This window comes from Variovorax sp. VNK109, assembly GCF_049445855.1.
Classification (GTDB): Bacteria; Pseudomonadota; Gammaproteobacteria; order Burkholderiales; family Burkholderiaceae_C; genus JAGOCV01.
In genome coordinates this window covers 1-19,587 of the sequence record NZ_JBMSDV010000005.1, presented here as the reverse complement: position 1 = coordinate 19,587, position 19,587 = coordinate 1, and the positions used below count along the sequence as shown (strand labels likewise).

The 19,587-nt window shown below is 61.9% G+C and carries 15 protein-coding genes and 2 pseudogenes; 5 read left to right on the top strand and 12 right to left on the bottom strand.

The annotated features are described in order from the left end of the window. Positions 1 to 2: 2 nt before the first annotated feature. Together ACO2Q9_RS16510 and ACO2Q9_RS16505 are read right to left on the bottom strand one after the other, a co-directional pair. The gene (locus ACO2Q9_RS16510) at positions 3 to 1,082 is read right to left on the bottom strand and encodes an HlyD family secretion protein (protein WP_132978745.1); all 1,080 of its coding nucleotides are present in this window, start codon (positions 1,080 to 1,082) and stop codon (positions 3 to 5) included. Positions 1,083 to 1,096: 14 nt separating this feature from the next. Then, a complete protein-coding gene (locus ACO2Q9_RS16505; protein ID WP_132978746.1) occupies positions 1,097 to 2,584 on the bottom strand; it encodes an efflux transporter outer membrane subunit in 1,488 nt (495 codons plus the stop codon). A gap of 451 nt (positions 2,585 to 3,035) precedes the next feature. Between ACO2Q9_RS16505 and ACO2Q9_RS16500 the strand changes: the two genes are divergently transcribed. From ACO2Q9_RS16500 to ACO2Q9_RS16490, 3 genes are read left to right on the top strand one after another with little or no spacing between them, the layout of a single operon-like run. Next, positions 3,036 to 3,674, top strand: coding sequence for a TetR/AcrR family transcriptional regulator (locus ACO2Q9_RS16500; protein ID WP_068679673.1), 639 nt, complete (start codon positions 3,036 to 3,038; stop codon positions 3,672 to 3,674). Positions 3,675 to 3,682: 8 nt separating this feature from the next. Further along, the gene (locus ACO2Q9_RS16495) at positions 3,683 to 4,717 is read left to right on the top strand and encodes a DUF4105 domain-containing protein (protein ID WP_068679670.1); all 1,035 of its coding nucleotides are present in this window, start codon (positions 3,683 to 3,685) and stop codon (positions 4,715 to 4,717) included. Further along, positions 4,714 to 6,657, top strand: a complete 1,944-nt coding sequence (locus ACO2Q9_RS16490; RefSeq protein WP_068679668.1) for an esterase/lipase family protein — start codon at positions 4,714 to 4,716, stop codon at positions 6,655 to 6,657. Before ACO2Q9_RS16495 ends, ACO2Q9_RS16490 begins: the two co-directional genes overlap by 4 nt. Before the next feature lie 521 nt (positions 6,658 to 7,178). Here the strand turns inward: ACO2Q9_RS16490 and ACO2Q9_RS16485 are convergent. From ACO2Q9_RS16485 to ACO2Q9_RS16440, 10 genes and pseudogenes are all read right to left on the bottom strand, one after another. Next, positions 7,179 to 7,688, bottom strand: a pseudogene (locus ACO2Q9_RS16485) (transposase); the annotation flags it as partial. A gap of 66 nt (positions 7,689 to 7,754) precedes the next feature. After that, a pseudogene (locus tag ACO2Q9_RS16480) lies at positions 7,755 to 8,561 on the bottom strand (LysR family transcriptional regulator); the annotation flags it as partial. Positions 8,562 to 8,792: 231 nt separating this feature from the next. Continuing rightward, positions 8,793 to 9,077, bottom strand: coding sequence for a CopK family periplasmic copper-binding protein (locus ACO2Q9_RS16475; protein WP_003090336.1), 285 nt, complete (start codon positions 9,075 to 9,077; stop codon positions 8,793 to 8,795). Positions 9,078 to 9,205: 128 nt separating this feature from the next. Then, entirely contained in the window at positions 9,206 to 10,132 is a 927-nt protein-coding gene (copD, locus tag ACO2Q9_RS16470; RefSeq protein WP_068679650.1) for a copper homeostasis membrane protein CopD, read from the bottom strand. Positions 10,133 to 10,136: 4 nt separating this feature from the next. Beyond that, entirely contained in the window at positions 10,137 to 10,523 is a 387-nt protein-coding gene (copC, locus tag ACO2Q9_RS16465; protein ID WP_003090319.1) for a copper homeostasis periplasmic binding protein CopC, read from the bottom strand. A gap of 141 nt (positions 10,524 to 10,664) precedes the next feature. Further along, on the bottom strand, positions 10,665 to 12,971 hold the full coding sequence (locus ACO2Q9_RS16460; RefSeq protein ID WP_236081622.1) for a heavy metal translocating P-type ATPase: 2,307 nt from the start codon (positions 12,969 to 12,971) through the stop codon (positions 10,665 to 10,667). 287 nt (positions 12,972 to 13,258) lie between these two features. Then, the gene (locus ACO2Q9_RS16455; protein ID WP_003097518.1) at positions 13,259 to 13,531 is read right to left on the bottom strand and encodes a DUF2933 domain-containing protein; all 273 of its coding nucleotides are present in this window, start codon (positions 13,529 to 13,531) and stop codon (positions 13,259 to 13,261) included. Between the two features lie 33 nt (positions 13,532 to 13,564). Beyond that, a complete protein-coding gene (locus ACO2Q9_RS16450) occupies positions 13,565 to 14,050 on the bottom strand; it encodes a DUF411 domain-containing protein (RefSeq protein WP_003090303.1) in 486 nt (161 codons plus the stop codon). Positions 14,051 to 14,087: 37 nt separating this feature from the next. Next, positions 14,088 to 15,068, bottom strand: coding sequence for a copper resistance protein B (locus ACO2Q9_RS16445; RefSeq protein WP_005408883.1), 981 nt, complete (start codon positions 15,066 to 15,068; stop codon positions 14,088 to 14,090). A gap of 25 nt (positions 15,069 to 15,093) precedes the next feature. Then, complete coding sequence (locus ACO2Q9_RS16440) at positions 15,094 to 16,995, bottom strand: copper resistance system multicopper oxidase (RefSeq protein ID WP_006217733.1); 1,902 nt, start codon at positions 16,993 to 16,995, stop codon at positions 15,094 to 15,096. Positions 16,996 to 17,249: 254 nt separating this feature from the next. Between ACO2Q9_RS16440 and ACO2Q9_RS16435 the strand changes: the two genes are divergently transcribed. Both ACO2Q9_RS16435 and ACO2Q9_RS16430 read left to right on the top strand, forming a co-directional pair. Continuing rightward, entirely contained in the window at positions 17,250 to 17,942 is a 693-nt protein-coding gene (locus ACO2Q9_RS16435) for a heavy metal response regulator transcription factor (protein WP_003097513.1), read from the top strand. Beyond that, positions 17,914 to 19,350 carry a Cu(+)/Ag(+) sensor histidine kinase gene (locus ACO2Q9_RS16430; protein WP_003097498.1) on the top strand — a complete coding sequence of 479 codons (1,437 nt, stop codon included), beginning with the start codon at positions 17,914 to 17,916 and terminating at the stop codon, positions 19,348 to 19,350. Before ACO2Q9_RS16435 ends, ACO2Q9_RS16430 begins: the two co-directional genes overlap by 29 nt. Positions 19,351 to 19,587 lie beyond the last annotated feature (237 nt).

Here is a 19,587-nt window from a genome sequence, read left to right as displayed (position 1 = left end):
CCTTACTCCGGCACGCGAAGGGACAGGTTTTGAGGCCACTCGGCACTGGCGTCGAGCTTGACCCAGGCCACGCCGGGCAGCCCGGTCTTGACCTGGTCCAGGTGTTCACGCAGCAGCTCCTGCGAAATCTGCGCGCGCACGCGAAACATCAGTTTCTGCCGCTCGCTGGCGGTTTCCACCGTCTTGGGAGTGAACTGCGCCGCGCTGGCGACGAAGGAAACGGTGGCTGGAATCACATACTCGGGCGCGGCATCCAGAATGATGCGAACCTCCGAGCCCAGCGCAACGCGGCCGGCCACGGTTTCGGGCAGGAAGAAGGTGATGTACACGTCCGACAGATCAAGGAGGTTCAAGACACGTCCGCCCGCTCCAAGCACCTCACCGGGTTGCGCGACACGCACCTGAACCCGTCCGTCGCGCGGAGACCGCAGTTCGCTGTCGCGGATGTCGGCTTCGATGCGGCTGATACTGGCCGTAGCGGCGGACACACTGGACTGCGCGCCGACAAGCTGCGCCCTGGCGGCTTCGACCGCGGCGCGGGCAGCGGCGGCCTGTGCCTTGCTGGCCGCGAGGGTCGCTTGGGCGCCCCGTACGCGCGCCCGGTCATCGTCCAGTTCCTGGATCGAGGCGGCTCCCTCACTCGACAGCGTGCTGGAGCGTGTCAGGCGCCGTTGCGCGGCGTCCAGTTCGGACTCGCGCTGACCAACCAGAGCCAAGGCGGCAGTCACGTCGGCTTCACGCAGCGCCACCTGTGCCTGCGCCGCGGTCACCGAATGCTCAGCCTGCTGACGCATGGCCAGGGCCTCGTCGCGCTGCGCTTCCAGCGTTTCCAGCCGCATCTTGGCCAGTGGCTGGCCGGCTGTGACGAAATCGCCTTCACGCACCAGGATGTCTTCGATGCGGCCGGGAAGTTTGGTGGCCACGTCGATCTCGGTGGCTTCGATGCGGCCATTGCCGTTGACGAATCCTTCGCCCGGGCCGCTGTCGGTAAACCTCGTCCAGCTCCACCAGGCCAGCGCGGCAACAACCGCTGCAGCGAAAGCGACCAGGAGTTTTTTCTTGAGAGAGGGGGAGACAGTCATGGGTTCGGCGTGCCTTAACGGGTTGATGGGGTGGAAGCGGGAGTCGAGGCCGCACCCTGTGCCTCGCCGGCTGCGGCGAGGGTGCCGCCGCCGAGCGCGGCATACAGCGCCACCTGGCTGGACAGCAGCGCGCGGCGCGCCTGTACCAGTTGTTGCTGGGCTCCCAGCAGATCGCGTTGGGCATCCAGCACTTCCAAGAAGGCGGCCGAGCCGTTGTCGTAGCGCAACTTGGCCAGGCGTGCGCGTTCGCTTTGCGCTTCCAGGTTGGCTCTCTGGATCGTCAACTGCTCAGCCAGCCAGTGCTTTGCGCTCAGCGCATCGGCCACCTCGCGGAAGGCCGTTTGAATGGTTTTTTCGTATCCGGCGACGGCGATGTCGCGGCGCACTTCGCTCAGCTCCAGATTGGCGCGGCGGCGCCCGCCATCGAAGATGGGCAGCGACAGGGTGGGCATGAAGGTCCAGGCACGACTGCCGGAATCGAACAAGCCATTCAAGTCGGAGCTGGCCGTGCCGAAGCTGCCGGTCAGCGCAATGCGCGGCAAAAACGCCGCGCGGGCCGCGCCGATGTGGGCATTGCTGGCACGCAATTGGTGTTCGGCGGAAATGATGTCCGGGCGACTGACCAGCAGCTCCGAAGGCAGACCGGCCCGCAGCTCAGCCAGAACCGTCGTTTCATCGAAGGGTGCCTTGGCGGGCAGCGGGCCGGGATCAGCGCCTACCAGCAGTGCCAGGGCGTGCAGTTGCGTGGTGCGAGCCTGCTCAAGCTGCGTCAGCAGCGCCTGAGCTTGGTTCAGCAGGGTCTGGACCTGTGTGAGATCCAGCTTCGAGGTCGAGCCGACTTCGACGCGGCGCCGGAAAATGCGATAGGACTCCTCGCGGGTGGTCACGGTTTGCCGTGCGATCGCCACGCGTTCGTCGATCTCGCGCAGGCCAAGATAGCCGTCTGCCACCTGGGCGATCAGCGCCAAATGGACGGCCTGGCGAGCCGCGTCGGAAGCCAGCCAAGCTTGCAGGGCGGCGTCTTCCAGGTTGCGGATCCGACCCCACAGATCCAGTTCCCAGGTGGTCAAACCCACCTCGGCCCGGTACTCGCCGCCCACCAGCGATCGGCCCGACATGTTCAGGTCGCCAGGGACCCGCGCGCGTCCACCTTGGGCGCCCACGCCCATGGCAGGAAAACGATCCGAGCGCTGAATGCGGAATGTGGCGCTGGCTTCCTCGACGCGCAGCGCGGCCACGCGCAGGTCGCGGTTGTTTTCCAGCGCAGTCTCGATGAGGCGTTGCAGCAGGGGGTCGGTGAAGTACGCCTGCCAGGCAAGCTCTCCCGCGTGGGCGCCGTCGGTGCCTGATCCAAGATGCGCGGGCCAGGCTTCGGGCACGGGCAATGGCGGGGTGTCTGGCGCCGGAGCGAGCGACATGCAGCCGGTCAAGACGACGGCGCTCAGGGCCAACGAGGCAGCGCGCAATCTGAACGCGGGAAACAACGGGGAAGTTGGGAGCATGGTCACGTTCCGTACAGGTATCGGGCTGAAGAGGGTCTGGTCGCAGAGGAGGGAATGGCTGCCACCCCCGCAATGCGGGGTTCGTGGCTGGTGTCCGCAGGCCCTACTTTCTTGCTTGCAAGTGCTGTCAAGCCCACTTCATCTCCTTGTTGATATGTGCATCCCCGTGTTCCCCGGCTGGTTGATAGGGCGCTCTTCCTGTGTCGTAACCCGATGTGCCGGGTTCACTCGCGCCCTGTGTTGATCTGCATTGTGAAATCTGAAAACAAACGACTGGACGGTTGCTTTCAATTATACGTTACAATCCAAGAACCGCAATCAGCGGGCTCGTCGGTCATTGACGCAGGTCAATTCGAGCTGCCGGCTTGGGTTCAAGGAAGGCCCTGATTCTTGGTAGAGCCGGTGACAGGCCCATGGGAACACCCCTCAGATCTTTGAACAGAGCCTTTGAATGCCACCCAAGAAAGATGACGCGCCAGACAACAAGCGCCGCTACCTGTCCTCTGCCGCCAGGAAAGAGGAAATACTCGACGCGGCCCTGGTCGAATTCGCGGATCGGACATACAACGCAGTGTCGATGGAGCGCCTGGCGGAATGCGCGGGCTTGTCCAAGGCTGGCATCTATGCCCACTTCAAAAGCAAGGAAGAAATTTTTCACGCCTTGCTCGAACGTACGACGAAGCAGATTTGTGATTTCCAGGGCTGGCTCCCGGATGAGGATCTGACGTTGCCAGAGCTGGTAGATGTCTACCTGGATCGCCTGTACGCGACCTTCAGCTCCCCTGCCACGATGTCGATCTACCGGCTGCTTCTGGCCGAAAGCGCCCGAACTCCAGAGCTGGTGCAGCGTTGGCACAACGAAGTTGCGCTCGGGCTGAAAGAGCGGGCGCAGACCATCATCCACCGCAACATACGCCGAGGCGTCATTCGCCCAGGCGTCTTGACCGAACACTTCTTCCCGTTGGCGCTCGCGCCCGCAGTGCTGTGGCTGAGTTCCTCGATGCTGTCCAAGGGCAGTCCTTCCATCTCGCTGGTGCAGTTACGGGATGCGCACCGGCAACTGTTGCTTGAGCTTTTGCAGCCTCAATGAGCGGAGTGATGCACATAGTCCTGCGCGCCCTTGCAGGCTTGGCGATCGGCTTTGTGGTACTGCTGCTGACTGTGTGGGGTGCGCTGGCTCTGTGGCATCAGATGCCGGGACCTTCGGTGGTGCGATGGTTCGTCATTGCCATGTGGTCTACGTTGGGTGTGACCGTTGTCTTGTCGCGGGCGGGCTTGCTTGGGCGGCGCAATCGCAACATCGCCGGATTCGCATTTGTGATCGCAGCCGCCTCCCTGCTCATGTGGTGGGGGACGCTGCAGCCGTCACACCAGCGTGTATGGGCTGACGATGTCGCCCAGTTGCTGGAGGCCAGGATCGACGGCAACCATGTTCACCTGAATAATGTGCGCAACTTCCAGTGGCGCAGCGAAACCGACTACACCCCGCAGTGGGAGAGCCGCACATACGACCTGGATCGTCTGCGCAGCGCCGACTTGGTGCTTTCCTACTGGATGGGGCCGCACATCGCCCACACCCTGGTGTCGTTCGGCTTCGATGGCGGTGAACGCGTGGTGTTCTCGCTGGAAATTCGCAAGGAACGCCATGAGTCCTTCTCGGCGGTAGGAGGATTCTTCCGTCAGTTCGAGCAGATCCTGGTAGCCGCCGATGAGCGAGACATTGTGCGTACGCGCAGCAACGCGCGAGGCGAAGATGTTTATCTCTATCGCTTGCAGATGAATCAGGCGAGTGCCCGCGCGTTGTTTCTGGAGTTTCTGAACGCGGCCAATGAACTGCGGCAGAAACCGCGCTTTTACAACACGTTAACCAGTAACTGCACGACCATCGTATTCGAGCTGGCCCGGGTCATTGCGCCCGCATTGCCAATGGACTATCGCCTGCTGCTGTCTGGATATTTTGCGCGGTACGTCTACGACATGCATGGATTGACGCCTGGCTATCGTTACGATGAATTGCAGGCACTGGGGCATATCAACGAACGTGCCCTTGCTTCCGATGTGTCAGAGGATGACTTCTCGATGTCGATTCGACAAGGCGTGCCAGGCATCCCTGCCAACGAGGTGAATCCATGAGGTTCCCGCAGGCCTGCCTTCTCATTACATGCGCCGCTCTTGCTCCGCTGCTGCTGGGGGGCTGCTCGATCCTGCGCGAGTTCGGCCCAGTGGTTGAAGTTCATACGCTACCTGCCAGGGAGGCCATCGAACTCAAGCGCGGCGACATCCTGACACGTGGCAAGCTCAGCGATGCGACTGTCCAGACCATCAGGGTGGCGGCATTGGATGAGCAGGCATGCGCAAAGCCGATCTCCTCGGAGTGCGCGGAGGCCTTGGCTACCGTGACGGGGGTTGCCACGGATAGACGCCTGGCTGCACTGTCCGAACTATGGCTGGCGCAGGCTCAGGCCATGAAGCCCGGTTCAGCGCAGCAAGCCGCCTGGCTTGAGACGATTCGCTATGCCTATGCTTATCTGTTCCTTGGTGACCATACTCCGGGAGAGCGGGCCTTCGAGGATCGCCAGACCCAAGTGCGGGATTGGTATAACTATGCCGTCGAGCATGCGGCCACCGGCATGTTCGAAGTTCGGCAACAAATGCCGACGCAGTTGCCCGACCAGACCAGTTGGAACATTGCAGGCTGGGAACTGAAGCTGGATATGCGCGGCGCGCGCTTACCGGGCACTACGGCGGTGCCAGCCGAACTCCTGCCAGCCTCGTCCCTGTCTTTCCGTGGATTGCGTAGCCTCTACCGGCGCGACGGCTTTGGCGCCGAGCTTGTGGCGGTCATTCCGGACGAGTCCCTGAGCGCCGTCCCAACTCGGGGTGGTCGCCCAGCGGCAAAACATGATCAGCAACCGCTGCCCTGGAGCGAGATGCCCGCGCCGTCCATGACGGTTCTGCTGCATCCCGACGGAGACAACTTGGACAGTGTGCTGCATGCTCGTACAGCCCGTCTGACGGTGCATGACCCCTATGTGGAATCGGCCATTATGCTGCGCGGCCAACGTGTGCCGCTGGCGGCCAATTTCACGGCCGGCTATGGCGTATGGCTGGCCCGTGCCAATTTCAACCGCCAGTCGCTGCGCAGCCTGCTCGGGCGCGAGGGTGGCATCGACCGCCCGCACGTCTACTTGATGCAGCCCTACGATCCGAACAGGCGGATCATCGTCATGCTGCACGGACTGGCCAGCAGCCCTGAAGCCTGGGTGGAACTCGCCAACGAAATCCTGGGCGATGAGGCCCTGCGCCAGCATTACCAGATCTGGCAGGTCTACTACCCGACCAACATGCCAGTCGCGTTGAACCACGCCATGATTCGCAGGGCGCTCGGGGAGACGCTGACGCATTTCGACCCATCCGGCCAAGCGCCGGCGTCGTCCGACCTCGTGCTGGTGGGGCATAGCATGGGCGGGGTCATCGCGCGGTTGATGGTGTCGTCAACCGATCAATCGCTGGTGCAATTGGCTGCGGATCACAGTCGGTTGACGCCGCAGCAGATCAGGCGCATTGATCCCATGTTGCGCTTCGAGCCCTTCCCGAATGTCAGCAGTGCCATCTTCATCGCGGCGCCTCATCGGGGCACATCGGTCGCGGGTGGACGCCTGGGGCGCTGGATGGCGGGATTTATCCGCTTTCCCATTACGGTGCTCGAAGAACTCGCCCACACGCTGGTGCCCGATGCGGCTGCCAGCAGCCATGAAAGCCTGGGGCATATCCCCAATAGCGTCGACAATCTCGACGAAAACGATCCATTCGTGCGCACGGCTGCGGACTTTCCCATCTCTACCCAGGTGCGCTATCACTCGATCGTGGCCCAGGCCAATGCCGAAGTGGCCCTCGCTGATTCCGATGATGGTCTCGTGCCTTACCGCAGCGCTCATCTTCCCGGGGCGCAATCCGAGAAAATCATCATTTCAGGACACAGCGTGCAACAGAGCGCGGCGGCAGTGCTGGAAATCCAGCGCATTCTGAGAGAGGACATTGCTCTGCGGGAAGCGCATTTCATGCAGCCATAGACAACTGCCATCTGCTGTACGCAGCCGAGCTGATTTGGGCAAGCTTCTATCTTTCAGATGGGCGTAGTGCACTCCTCTGTAATGCGTAGGTCGTAGGTTCGATTCCTATTTCCGGCACCAGATTTAAGCTAACAAGCTGTAAGAAAGTATCGAAAAATCAAGGGGTTGGCCGGGTTCCCGTCCAGCCCCTTTTTTCATGCCCTCCCGGTCCGTCCCGGTGTTAGTGCCGACCCAAAACTGACCATCGGGGATGCGGACGATTTCCTGATGATCCTATCGATGCTAGCCGCCGCCATGCGCCATGAGCCGGTCGATAAGCGGCGAGAGAGAGGCGAACGTGCCCTAACCATGCTCAGTTCCAGCATATTTATATCTCAGCGGCCGAGCTGCTGACCGACCAAAAGGAAACACGAAATGCAAATGGTTCAATTATTCCAGTGGGGCTCAATTTTTACTGTGGGCTCTCATCATTGTTTTGCTGCTTACGGTCTGGAAGGGAAATCGGCACTTCCTGTGGAGCAGCCGTACTCGCCGCGCAACTGCTTGTGGATTGCTCGGATGTGGGCCAACAAGGCCTCATCGCTGTGCAGCCCACGACCGCCTTCTTCACCGCTGCGTGTCGATGCATGCCAGTGAAAGAACCCGCTGGCGCTGACCTGCAGCACCTCGCACATCAGCGTGATCGGCCAGCGTCCCTTCATCGATTGAATCCAGGCGTACCTTGCAGCACGTCCTGCGCAAAGTACGACGGCTTTTTTTGCGATGTCGCGCTCCATCGTCAGTCGCGCCACCTGCGCCCTCAACCGCGCGATCTCCGCCTGATCGGGCGTGATTGCCGGCGTTGCTGCCTTGCCTTCGGGCCCTGCGGTCACCTGGCCCCTCGCATCGGCCCTGACCCAGTTAGTCAAGCTCGCCTTGGGCATGCCCAGCGTCGCGGCCACGGCCGACGCCGCGCGCCCTGCCTTGACTTGTCGCACGGCCTCCTGCTTGAACTCCTGCGTGTACTTCGCTCTCGTTTGCTTCTCGTTCAATTCATGCTCCCGTCCCGGCATTCTCCGGGCTGGGGCTATGCACTCCGGAACTCGGGGGCAAGGTCAGGTTGTGATTACCGCCGTGTCCTGCGCCAGAGGGCGAATCACCACGTCCGGCCTCTGGCTGATGGGAATCTTGGTCGCCGTCATGAAACCAATCCCATAGCCTGCGCCGACGAGCGTTAGCATCATGTCCAGCGACGACACTTCTTCGACAACGTTGAGTCTGTGTTCCAGAACCTGTAGCAGCCGATTTAGTTCTCGGCAGTAGCCTTCGCAGGCCAGTTTGTCGCACAGAACCAGTGGGTGACCCTGAAGTTCGTTCAGCGGAACTTGCTTGTGCGCAAGAAGCGAGTGCCGCGCTGGCACGGCGATCACAATCGGGTCTCGCCAGATCGGTTCAGCCACGATGCCTTCGCCAACATCCGCCGCGTGTGCAAATCCGATCGTGAAGTCGCCAGACCGTAGGCCCCGTATCTGCTCGGTCAGCGGTACCTCGGAGAGACGTATCTCGACCTCGGGCTCTTCCGCGCGGCAACGAGCTAGGAACGCCGATAGTCGTGGGTCCATCGCACCATCGGAAATTGCAATGCGCAGGCTGCCCCTCAGGCCCGCGGCAATGGCTCTGGCATTCTCACGCGCTTGCTCCAGGACAGTGAAGAGTCGGCGGGTGTCCTGCAAGAATGCCGCCCCCGCCACGGTCAGCCGTGTGCCCCTGCGGTCGCGGTCAAACAGCGTGACCCCAAGCTCATCTTCCAATTCCTTGATCGCGCGAGACAAGGGGGGTTGCTCTATATGCAGCCTCTCGGCCGCCCGCGTGAAATGCAACTCCTCTGCCAAGACGACAAAGCATCGTAGATGACGCAACTCCATAAATCGGGCTCCTCGCAAGTTCTCATTCGCGCCAGATGTCCCGTGGACGAATCACGGTGGACGGGGAGGCTGGATCCATTTCAGGGAAGTTGATGCGCTTGACATCGCAAAAACTGGCACCTTGAGCGCTCGTGGTTGCTCGTGACGCGTCCCAAGCGCGCGCGCCCAATCGGGGCGCGCGTCTCTGTCACACTGTGCAGAAGCTTTGATAAGCACCGCACATCCGCGGCGTCATCCGCCGTGCTCTTTTTGTAGCAGCGACCCGAGGCGAGCGACTTCATTGCTGGTGATCGCGATGTTGCGCCCATCCTTCGTCGACACCGAAGCTCCGACATTGAGATAGACGGCGCGCCCGAAGCGGCTTTCCTGTGCCATCTTTCCGTCCTTGAAGATGTACAGCGTTCCCCCGTCAGCCAAGGGAACCATTTCCTTGGCTGCTTGGGCTGCTGCATGACCGGCGAAGGCTGGCACGGAGAGAGCGCTCAACAGGGCGGCAATGACAATTTGCGATTTCATGATCGACTCCTTTGTAAAAACGACGACAACTTGCGCCGCGTCGTTAAATGTAGAAGCAGGCGGTCTACAGAGCGCTTACCCGTGCATTACATTCAGTTCATGTGCTGTCATCTGCCGCCCATGAAGGACTAGGTTCCAGTGGGAGACAAGATGCCAAGCCATGCAACGCTCGCCAGAACCAAAACGGCCAAGGTCGCCTCCGTGAACAGACTCTGCCTAAGCTTGATGACTGCCTGTGCGCGATTGCCTGCCTTCAAAGCTGCCTCCAGGCTCGGGCTCAACCGATACCGATTGGCAGCAGCCAACGCCAGCATGCCTGCGAAAAGCAAGAGCTTTACCATCAGCAGCCGGCCATACAGCGTCGAGATGAGCGGATCAAACGATGGTCCGGCGATCAACAGGTAATTGAGAATTCCACTCACGACGAGTGCAGCCACGATCGCTGTACCTATGCGAGCAAAGCCATTCGACGTCCGACTGAGGACCGCTACCGGGTCTTGCGCGACATCCTGCTTGTGGGATGCCAGCATCAAGAACGCCACCAATGCGCCCACCCAAGCGCCCGCTGCCCAGAGGTGCGTGATATCCGACGCAAGATGGATGTAGCCGCGAACGCCGTCGTCCATCGCGCCGTGGCCTGCCCACGCAAGGGTCGCCAGCGCCACGCCGGTGGAGAGCGCCATCACTGCAAATCGCAAGGTAGCGTTCAATTTCAACATTGCGACGAGCACACACACCAACAGCGCGAGGAGGCGAATGCACCAGGCGATGCCCATGTGCGTGCCCGTAATGAGCATGTCGAAGACGTGCGTTGACAGCTCCGCGTAGCTCTGGGCACCGGACATGGCCTTGGCCATGACCGTCATGCCCCACATCGACAGGGCAATGCCGATGGCAGCGGATGCGCCAATGAGGACGCGATAGCGGCGCGAGATCGTCGAGGATCGCTCGTCGTTGCCCAAAGCATAGAGACCGAACATGGCGACGCCAAACGCCGCCGCCAGGTCCAGATACAGCGCCAGGCGCAGGACGATGGTCAACCAATCCCCGGCCATGGGCTTACTTCACCTTGAAGGTGACGTTACCCGTGATCGGATGCGTGTCCGAGGAGACGGCACGCCATTCGACGCGATAGTCACCGGGCTGGAGCGCCTGTGCCGGCGTGATGACCATGGTCTTGCCGTCGCCGGCAGCCGCGACGCTGGCGTTGATCTTCATCGGGCCATGGCTCGCCATTCCCGGCATGCCAGTCATGACAAGGCTCGCGGCGGAGAACTGCGGCACCAGCGTCTCGGAGAACTTCAGTTCGATGGTGGCTGGCGCAGAAACCTGCGACTTGTCGGCCGGCGTTGAAGACACCAGCGAAGGATGCGCGAATGCGGCGGTGGCGAACAGACCAGCAGCGATCGGCGCGACGAGCTTGGCGATGAAATGTGAACGGGTCATAGAAGTTTCTACCTGGATGTGTGAGGTGGGGTTTAAGAACGAAATGCCGAGATAAGGCTTGCACCTTTGCAACGGCGTGGAACGAAAGAAACGGTTTGCTGGGCGATAGCAGGCTCCTGTAGTTTCAGAAAGAAAATCCGGTCACAGTCGGCTCGCTCTCAGGCGCAAGGCGTTGCCAACGACCGACGCCGAACTCAGGCTCATCGCCAATGCTGCGATCAGCGGCGACAGCAGCCAGCCCGTGAGGGGATAGAGAACCCCGGCGGCGATGGGGATGCCCAGCGCGTTGTAGAGGAAGGCGAACATGAGGTTCTGCTTCATGTTGCGCACGGTACTCACCGAGAGCGTGCGAGCGACAGCGATGCCACGCAGGTCACCCTTGACCAGCGTGACCTGGGCGCTGTTCATCGCCACGTCGGTTCCCGTTCCCATGGCGATGCCCACGTCTGCCTTCGCCAAGGCCGGCGCGTCGTTGATGCCGTCTCCGGCCATGGCGACGATGCGTCCTTCTTTCTGCAGTCGCTCGATCAACATGAGCTTGTCCGCCGGCTTGACCTCACCATGCACCTCGTCGATGCCTAGGCGTGCACCGACGGCTTTGGCGGTGGTCTGCCCGTCCCCGGTGGCCATGATGACCCGCAGGCCCGCAGCCTTCAACGCGGCCAGGGCCTCGGGGGTGCTGCCCTTGACCGGATCGGACACGGCGAGCAAGCCCGCGAGCTGCCCGTCCACAGCCAAGTACATGACGCTGGCCCCTTCGCCGCGCAGAGCTTCGGCCTGGGGTACGAGCGGTTCCACCGATACGCCAGACTGTTCCATCAGCACTGTGTTGCCCAACGCCAGTTGCCGGTGCTCAACCTTTCCGCGCACGCCGATGCCGGTTCCCGATTCAAAGCTCTGAGGCTTCACGAGTTGGAGGCCCTGGGCACGCGCGGCCTGCACGATGGCGTCGGCCAGGGGGTGTTCACTGCCCTGGTCCAGGCTGGCCGCAAGACGCAGCACCTCATCGTTCGTAAAGCCGGGTGCTGCGACGACCTGATCGAAAGCAGGTCGGCCTTCGGTCAGGGTTCCTGTCTTGTCGATGACGAGGGTATCGACCTTGCGAAGATTCTCGATCGCCGCGGCATCGCGGAACAGCACGCCCTGCGTGGCGCCACGGCCCGTTGCGACCATGATCGACATCGGCGTGGCCAGACCCAGCGCGCACGGGCAGGCGATGATCAGGACGGCCACCGCATTGATCAGTCCATAGACCCAGGTGGGCTGTGGCCCGAAGAATCCCCATACAAGGAGCGTCGTTACCGCAATGGCGACGACGGCCATCACGAAGTAGCCGGCAACGACATCGGCCATGCGTTGCATCGGCGCCTTGGAACGCTGCGCCTGGGCGACCATCTGGACGATCTGCGATAGAACGGTGTCCGAGCCGATCCGCTCCGAACGCATGACCAGCGCGCCGCTGGTGTTGAGTGTGGCCCCGATGACCTTGTCGCCCACGCGCTTGCTGACGGGCAGCGGTTCGCCGGTCAGCATGGATTCGTCAATCGAGCTGCTGCCCTCGTGCACGATGCCATCCACCGGCACCTTCTCGCCGGGTCGGATGCGCAGCAGATCGCCGACGTGCACATGGCTGAGCGGCACGTCTTCCTCGCTGCCGTCCGCATTGATGCGCCGCGCGGTCTTGGGCGCCAGCCCCAGCAGCGACTTGATGGCTGCCGAAGTCTGGGAGCGGGCCTTGAGTTCCAGCACCTGGCCGAGCAGTGTCAGCGAGATGATGACGGCGGCGGCCTCGAAATACACGCCGACCCGTCCCATGGACATGAAGGAAGCTGGAAACACTTCCGGCGCAACGGTTGCCACAACGCTGTAGATGAATGCCGCACCCGTTCCCAGGCCGATCAGTGTCCACATGTTCGGGCTGCGGTTGACCACGGACAGCCAGCCGCGGGAGAAGAAGGGCCAGCCGGCCCACAGCACGATCGGCAACGACAGCACCAACTCGACCCAGCTCTGTGTAGCCATGTCCATCAGGTGTAGCCGCTCGCCCAGCATCGCCAGCGCCAGGACCACGAGCGTCAACGGCAAGGTCCACCAGAAGCGACGCGAGAAGTCACGCAACTCCGGGTTGTCGTCATCGAGGTCGGGCAGCAGAGGCTCCAGCGTCATCCCGCACTTGGGGCAGGTTCCCGGATGATCCTGGCGGATCTCCGGGTGCATCGGGCAGGTGTAGATGGTTCCGGGTGCGGTTGGCGATGCCGCCGGGGCCGGTGAAATCGCGGTGCTGGCATGGTGATGCGGTGCATGGCCGCTGCCTGTGCCTATGCCCGCGTCACCGCTGGCATATCGCGCCGGATCGGCGTCGAATTTGGCCTTGCATCCGGTGCTGCAAAACAAGTACGTGTTCCCCAAGTGCGTGGAACGGTGCTCCGACGCCGCCGTGACCGCCATGCCACACACCGGATCTCGCGTCGCGGCATCGGGCTGCGTGTGGCTTGAGGACCCGCCCGCGTCGTCACTTCCAGCATGGCTGGCGTGATGGTGGTGCGTATGCGGGCCGGACGTTGTGGCACCCGCCGCCATGCCTGCGTGCTCATGTCCTGAAGACTTGCTGGGTGAATTCATAGTGACAAGTGCCCTCCGCCGTTAACCTTTGGTGTCTGGTGATCGCAGCAGGCCGCAGGCGCGCAAGGAGACAAGCGCGGCGTCGCGTGCTCGCACGGTGCGAGTGCCTCGACTCATTGCTTCTGCTCCTTGGAGGCTGCGGCACCTTCCTTACCCTGACGCGCGGCATGATCGTGTCCGCCGTGGCCGTGACCACGGTGCATGAACAGGTGCATCAGCGGACAAGCCGCCAGCAGCAGGAAGGGGAGATAGCCGGCAACATGTGCCGTATGCTCCTTGAGCAGGAAATACGCGGCGACAGCGGCGATGATGAGGAACGCCACGCCGTAGCGCGATCGCCAGAACCGGGGGCGATCGCTGGGGGTCTGTGTGTGCTGATGCTGCATGGCATATCTCCACGGAGAAGGGTTGATGGATGGTCAGCGATGCGACTGATAGACCGTGCTGCTACCGTTTTTCCCAATCAGCAGCACGTCGTAGGCGTCCTTGCGTCCACCATAGGCCGGACCATCCATGCCGGGCGAACCGACCGGCATGCCGGGCGCCGCGAGGCCGATGGCCTGCGGGGCTTCGCGCAGCAAGCGTTGAATGTCCGAGGCAGGCACATGACCCTCGATGGCATAGCCGCCGATCTGCGCCGTGTGGCAAGAACCGTACTTCTGCGGGATGCCCAGCCGCGTGCGCGCTGCGGTGTTCCCGGTGTCGAGAACCTGCACATCGAAGCCTGCGCCTTGCAGGTGTGAGACCCAGTCCTTGCAGCATCCGCAGCTCGGGTCCTTCCAGACCTTGGCAATCGGTCGGCTCTGCGCCAGGCTCGGTCCTGCGAGTGCCATCACCAACAAGCCAGCGATCAATGCCTGGCGTCTCGGCACTTTGCCCTGGCTTCTGTCGTAGTGCATGTTCATGGATCGCCTCTCATCAGATGATCAAACCCGCTAGGTTCTAGAACCAGAATCGCACGCCAGCCACCCAGCGCGTCTGCTGCGCACGGCCGCCTTCGGCACGCACATAGTCCGCGGTGCGTCCGAAGCTGCCCGCCCGTTCCACGCCGATATAGGGGGCGAACTGGCGACTGAATTCATAGCGCAGGCGCAAGCCAGCAGACGCTTCGGCCAGGCCCTTGCCGATACCGCGTTCCGGGTCGTCCTTGCCATAAAACTGCAACTCGGCGCGAGGCTCCAGAATCAGTCGCTGGGTCAGCAGCAGCTCGTAGCTGCCTTCGACACGCAGCGCCGTACGTCCACCACTTCCCACGTAGCCCGTCGCCTCCAGCTCGAACCAGTAGGGGGCGAGGCCCTGGATGCCGAAAGCCAACCATTGACGGCTCGGGCCTTCCCCGTTATCCACCCGAACGCCGAGCTGGGTGTCCCAGTACGGTGCGACGGCGTGCCCCCAGAGAAGCTCGGTACGCGATTCTTCGAGCTTTCCTTTGGCGATATCGCCTTCGGCCTTCACGACGGCCTTGTTGTAGGTCGTCCCATACCACGCCTGGAGGTCGTAGGCCGTGGAGTCGTCTCCTTTGCGCGTGAAGCGGCGTTCCAGAGTTTCGCCGCGCAACGAAAAGAACCTGTGTTCGTCGGCCAGCATCAGCCGCGGCACACCGGGTACGGCGTAGTCGCCCGATCCCAATGTCAGGCCATTGGAGTAGCCATGCGGATCGCGGGCGTCAGGAGGCGCCGACCCGCCCTGCATCTGCATGTTGCCGTGATCCATGGCCGGGGCCGCGGTCGAGCCGCTCGCCGACGTCGCGTGACCCGCGTGCGGGTCGGCGGCAGGAGCCACGGTCTGAGTGGATGGCGCGGCCGTTTGAGCGTCGGCCTGGCCGTGCGCTGCATGGTCGTTCTGTGCTTGTGCCTGGGCGGCGACGCTTACCAGGGCCAGAAGCGTCGTGGCCAGTGCGCGAGTGGGGAGTGCTTTGGACATTCTTGGTCTTCCTTGTGCGCTGGGTTCAAGACACCACGACTTCGCGGAACATGCCGGCATCCATGTGGAACATCAGGTGGCAGTGCCACGCCCAGCGGCCGAGCGCGTCGGCTGTCACCAGGAAGCTGATGCGTTGTGCCGGCTGCACCGGCAGGGTGTGGCGGCGCGCAAGGAAGCGACCGTCGGGGCTTTCCAGCTCGCTCCACATGCCGTGCAGGTGCATGGGATGGGTCATCATGGTGTCGTTGTGCAGAATGACCCGCAGCCGCTCGCCGTGTTTGAAGTGCACCGGCGTGGACTTTCCGAACTCCAGCCCGTCCAGGGACCATGCGTAGCGTTCCATGTTGCCCGTGAGGTGCAGTTCGACCTCCCGGCCGGGGCCTCTCTTGTCCAGCGGCCCCGACGGGGTATGCAGATCCGCGAGGGTCAACACGCGCCGACCGTTGTTGCGCAGTCCGATGCCGGGGTCATCGAGGTTGGTGCGCGCCATGTCAACGCGCATGTCCGTGCTGGCACCATACTCGGTGCGAGCGTGGCGAGCAGTAGTGCTGGGCACGGCCAGTCCCCCCGCCGCCGCGGCGTGTTGGCTGTGATCCATCGCCATGCCACCGTGGTTCATGGCGCCGTGATTCATGCCTGCCATCGCCCCATGATCCATCCCGGACATCGAACCCGAGCCCATCCCGGTCATCCCGGTCATGCCCGTCATGCCCGTCATCCCGGTCATCTCCATGGCCTGGCCGGACCCGCCATGGTCCATGCCCCCCATCATGCCGCCCATCATGTCGTTCATGGTCAGCCATTCGACCGGATCGAGGGCAGGCACGGGAGCTTGAAGACCTTCACGCACGGCCAGCGTGGCACGCGCGTAGCCTGTCCGGTCCATCGCCTGGGCGAAGATCGTGTAAGCGTCATCCCGTGGCTGGACGATCACGTCGACGGTTTCGCCAGGACCGAATCGGAACTCATCGACGGTCACCGGCTCCACGTCAACACCATCGACGTGCACCACCGTGAGTTTCAGTCCTGGAATGCGTACGTCGTAGAAGGTGTTGCCCGCACCGTTGACCATGCGCAGCCGCACGCGCTCACCCGGTCGGAACAGCGCCGTCCAATTGCCGGCGGGGGTGACGCCGTTGGCCAGATAGGTCAGCGTGGTGGCAGACAGATCTGCGAGATCCGTCGGATTCATCCGCATCTCGTTCCACATCTTGCGCTTGTCGATCGCAGCGGCCGTGCCTTCGCGCGAGGCGTCCCGGAAGAAGTCGAAGACGGTAGGTTGGTTGTAGTTGTAATAGTCGCTTTGGGACTTGAGCTTGGTGAACACCCGCATCGGGTCTTCGTCGGTCCAATCCGAGAACAGCAGCACGTGGTCACGGTCGGCGTGGATGGTCTCGGCGCCAGCGGGGTCGATGATGATCGCCCCGTACATGCCCGTGAGTTCCTGGAAGCCGGAGTGCGAGTGGTACCAGTAGGAGCCGCTCTGCTGAACCTTGAAGCGGTACGTGAAGGTCTCGCCGGGAGCGATGCCATTGAAGCTGATGCCCGGCACGCCATCCATCTGATACGGCAGGATGATCCCGTGCCAGTGAATGGATGTGGCTTCACGCAGCTTGTTGGTTACACGGATTGTGACGGTGTCACCCTCGCGCCAACGCAATGTCGGTGCCGGCAGCGAGCCGTTGATGGTCGTAGCCACGCCTGGCTTGCCCGTGAAGTTCACGGGCGATTCGGCGATCACCAAGTCGAACTCGGTGCCCTTCAGCACAGGGGCGGCACCGCGCGTCGCGGAGCCTTGCTGGGCAAATGCCTTGAACGCCGGCGTGGACAGCCCAGCGAGAACGCCGCCGGCGGCTAACCCTTGGACGAAACGCCGACGAGAAAGGCCCTGTGTGGGCACGATAAAAAAGGGTGAACGAGGCGGCATGGCCTGAAATCCTCCATAGATGACTCGGAAGTCGTTCTAAACGCCACCCCATCCTGAGCGGCACAGTTCGACGCAATGCAGGTCATGCTATGGGTTGGGCACTTTCCATCGAATGACCCCTGAATTACATTCATGTAATGTTCGTGTCATGTTCGTGGAAGCTGGCAACCAGTAAATTGCTGATTGAAAGTGGATGAATGCGTACATCGTGAGCGGCTATTTTTCCGCGCCGTAGCGATTTCATGGGACATGCGATGAAACTGCTGGTCGTTGAAGACGAGAACAAGACGGCGGATTACGTCCGCCAAGGTCTCATGGAGGCGGGATTCGTCGTGGATCTGGCGCGCAACGGATTGGACGGACACCACCTGGCCATGGGCGAGACATACGATCTGGTGGTCTTGGATGTCATGCTGCCGGATGTCGATGGCTGGCGCATCGTGCGTGCCCTTCGAGATGCCGGTAAACAGGTCCCTGTGCTCTTTCTGACGGCGCGTGGCGGTGTAGACGACCGTGTCAAGGGATTGGAACTGGGAGCGGACGACTACCTCGTCAAGCCATTCGCGTTCTCTGAGTTGCTGGCGCGGGTGCGGACGCTGCTGCGACGCGGAAGCGCTCCGAGCCAGCCTGATCGCATCCAGGTTGCCGATTTGGTGCTGGACTTGGCGCGCCGGCGCGCAACGCGCGCTGGCCAACGCATCAATCTCACCAGCAAGGAGTTCGCGTTGCTTGAGCTCCTGGCCCGTCGCCAGGGGGAGGTCCTTCCACGGTCTCTGATCGCGTCGCAGGTATGGGACATGAATTTCGACAGCGACAGCAACGTCATCGATGTAGCCATCCGCCGTCTACGCGCGAAGATAGACGATGCGTTCAATCCGAAGCTCATCCACACCGTGCGTGGAATGGGATACACGCTCGATGCGCCCGATGATGCCCCTGCGCCATAAGCCGCGGCAAAGCCGTCCAGCGTCGCTTGCATTGAGGGTCACGGCCCTCGTTGGTATCGCCACGACCTTGGTGTTTCTTGTGTTCAATTGGGTCATTCTCCGGTCGTTGGAGCACCACTTTGCTCAACAGGATGCCCACGAACTGGAGGCAGTGACAACCGCTTTGGCTCAGCCCTTGCACCAGCTTGCAAGTGACATCGCAAGCGACGAACTGAAGCAACACTTGGCCAACGCAGTCGCAGGACATCATGGGATGACGTACGGCGTCTACGATGGGGCTGGCAATAGCATCTATGCCACGCCCGGTCCTGACCTGTCTAAACTTGCCAGTAGCAAAAAGTTGGTCAACCGCATCACCGCTGACGATTTGATCGTGTGGCAGGAGGATCAGAGGTCATATCGAGGTGTGGTGCTGCAACTGCCTGCTGACGATTCAGCGGCGCCCGGCTACCGCATCGTCGCTGCCATGGACATCGGCTTTCATCTCGACTTCCTGGCGGAGTTCAAGCGCATGCTCTGGTGGGCAACCGGCTTGGTCATGTGTCTGGCGCTCGGTGTGGCTTGGCTGGCGGTGCAGTGGGGCCACCTGCCGATTCGCAAGGTCAATGAAGAGATTCGGGCGATTCGCTCTTCAAAGCTGGATGTGAGGCTGGATCCTCGGGATGTGCCGATCGAACTGGCGGAACTGGTATTCGCCTTCAACGATATGTTGGCGAGAATCGAGGAAGGCTTCACCCGGCTATCACACTTTTCCGCAGACATCGCGCACGAGTTGCGCACGCCCGTCACCAACCTGGTCACGCAGACTCACGTGGCGCTTGGCCAGCCGCGCAGCAACGAGGAATACAGAGAAATCCTCTATTCAAATTTGGAAGAGTTTGATCGGATGGGACGCATGATTGGTGACATGCTGTTTCTTGCCCAAACGGAAAATGATCCCCGCAACTTGCGTCTGTCTACCATTGATCTGTCCGAATTGGTGCGGAGTCTGTTCGACTATTTCGAGGCGCTGGCAGAAGATAGCGGCATTACGCTTGGTGTTAAAGGGGCGATCGGCAGCATAGCGGCGGATCGGGAAATGCTCACCCGGGCGCTGAACAATCTTCTCTCGAATGCAATTCGACACACGCCTCGCGGCAAGAGCATCACGGTCTTGCTTTCGCAGGACGAGCAGTGGACAACGATCAGTGTGGTCAATCCCGGTGAGAGAATTCCTGAGCGCGATCTACCAAAGCTCTTCAACCGCTTCTACCGAGTTGATCCGGCACGGCAACGAAATACGGCGGGCGCCGGTCTTGGCCTTGCCATCGTGAAATCGATTGCGGAGGCACATGGTGGCTCCGTTGCCGTGACCTCCAGTGAGCTTGTCACCAGGTTTGACTTGGTATTGCCCCATCTGCGGCAGTAGTCCGAGGGCGCTGCGGTCCGTCCAGCCAACTGGCGTATCTCTTTGCCTGATTCTGGGATCTACCCGGCCGGCCACGTTGCTACGCGAGCGGGACATTTTTTCTCCGTGACGTAAGCGTCCGGCAATCCCATCTTGAGATAGACCCAGTGTCGAGGCATCGTGTGCACGATGAACATCACGCACACTATGGCGAACGACACGATCGCCCAGCGCCCCAAGCGGCACTACTACTCCCCG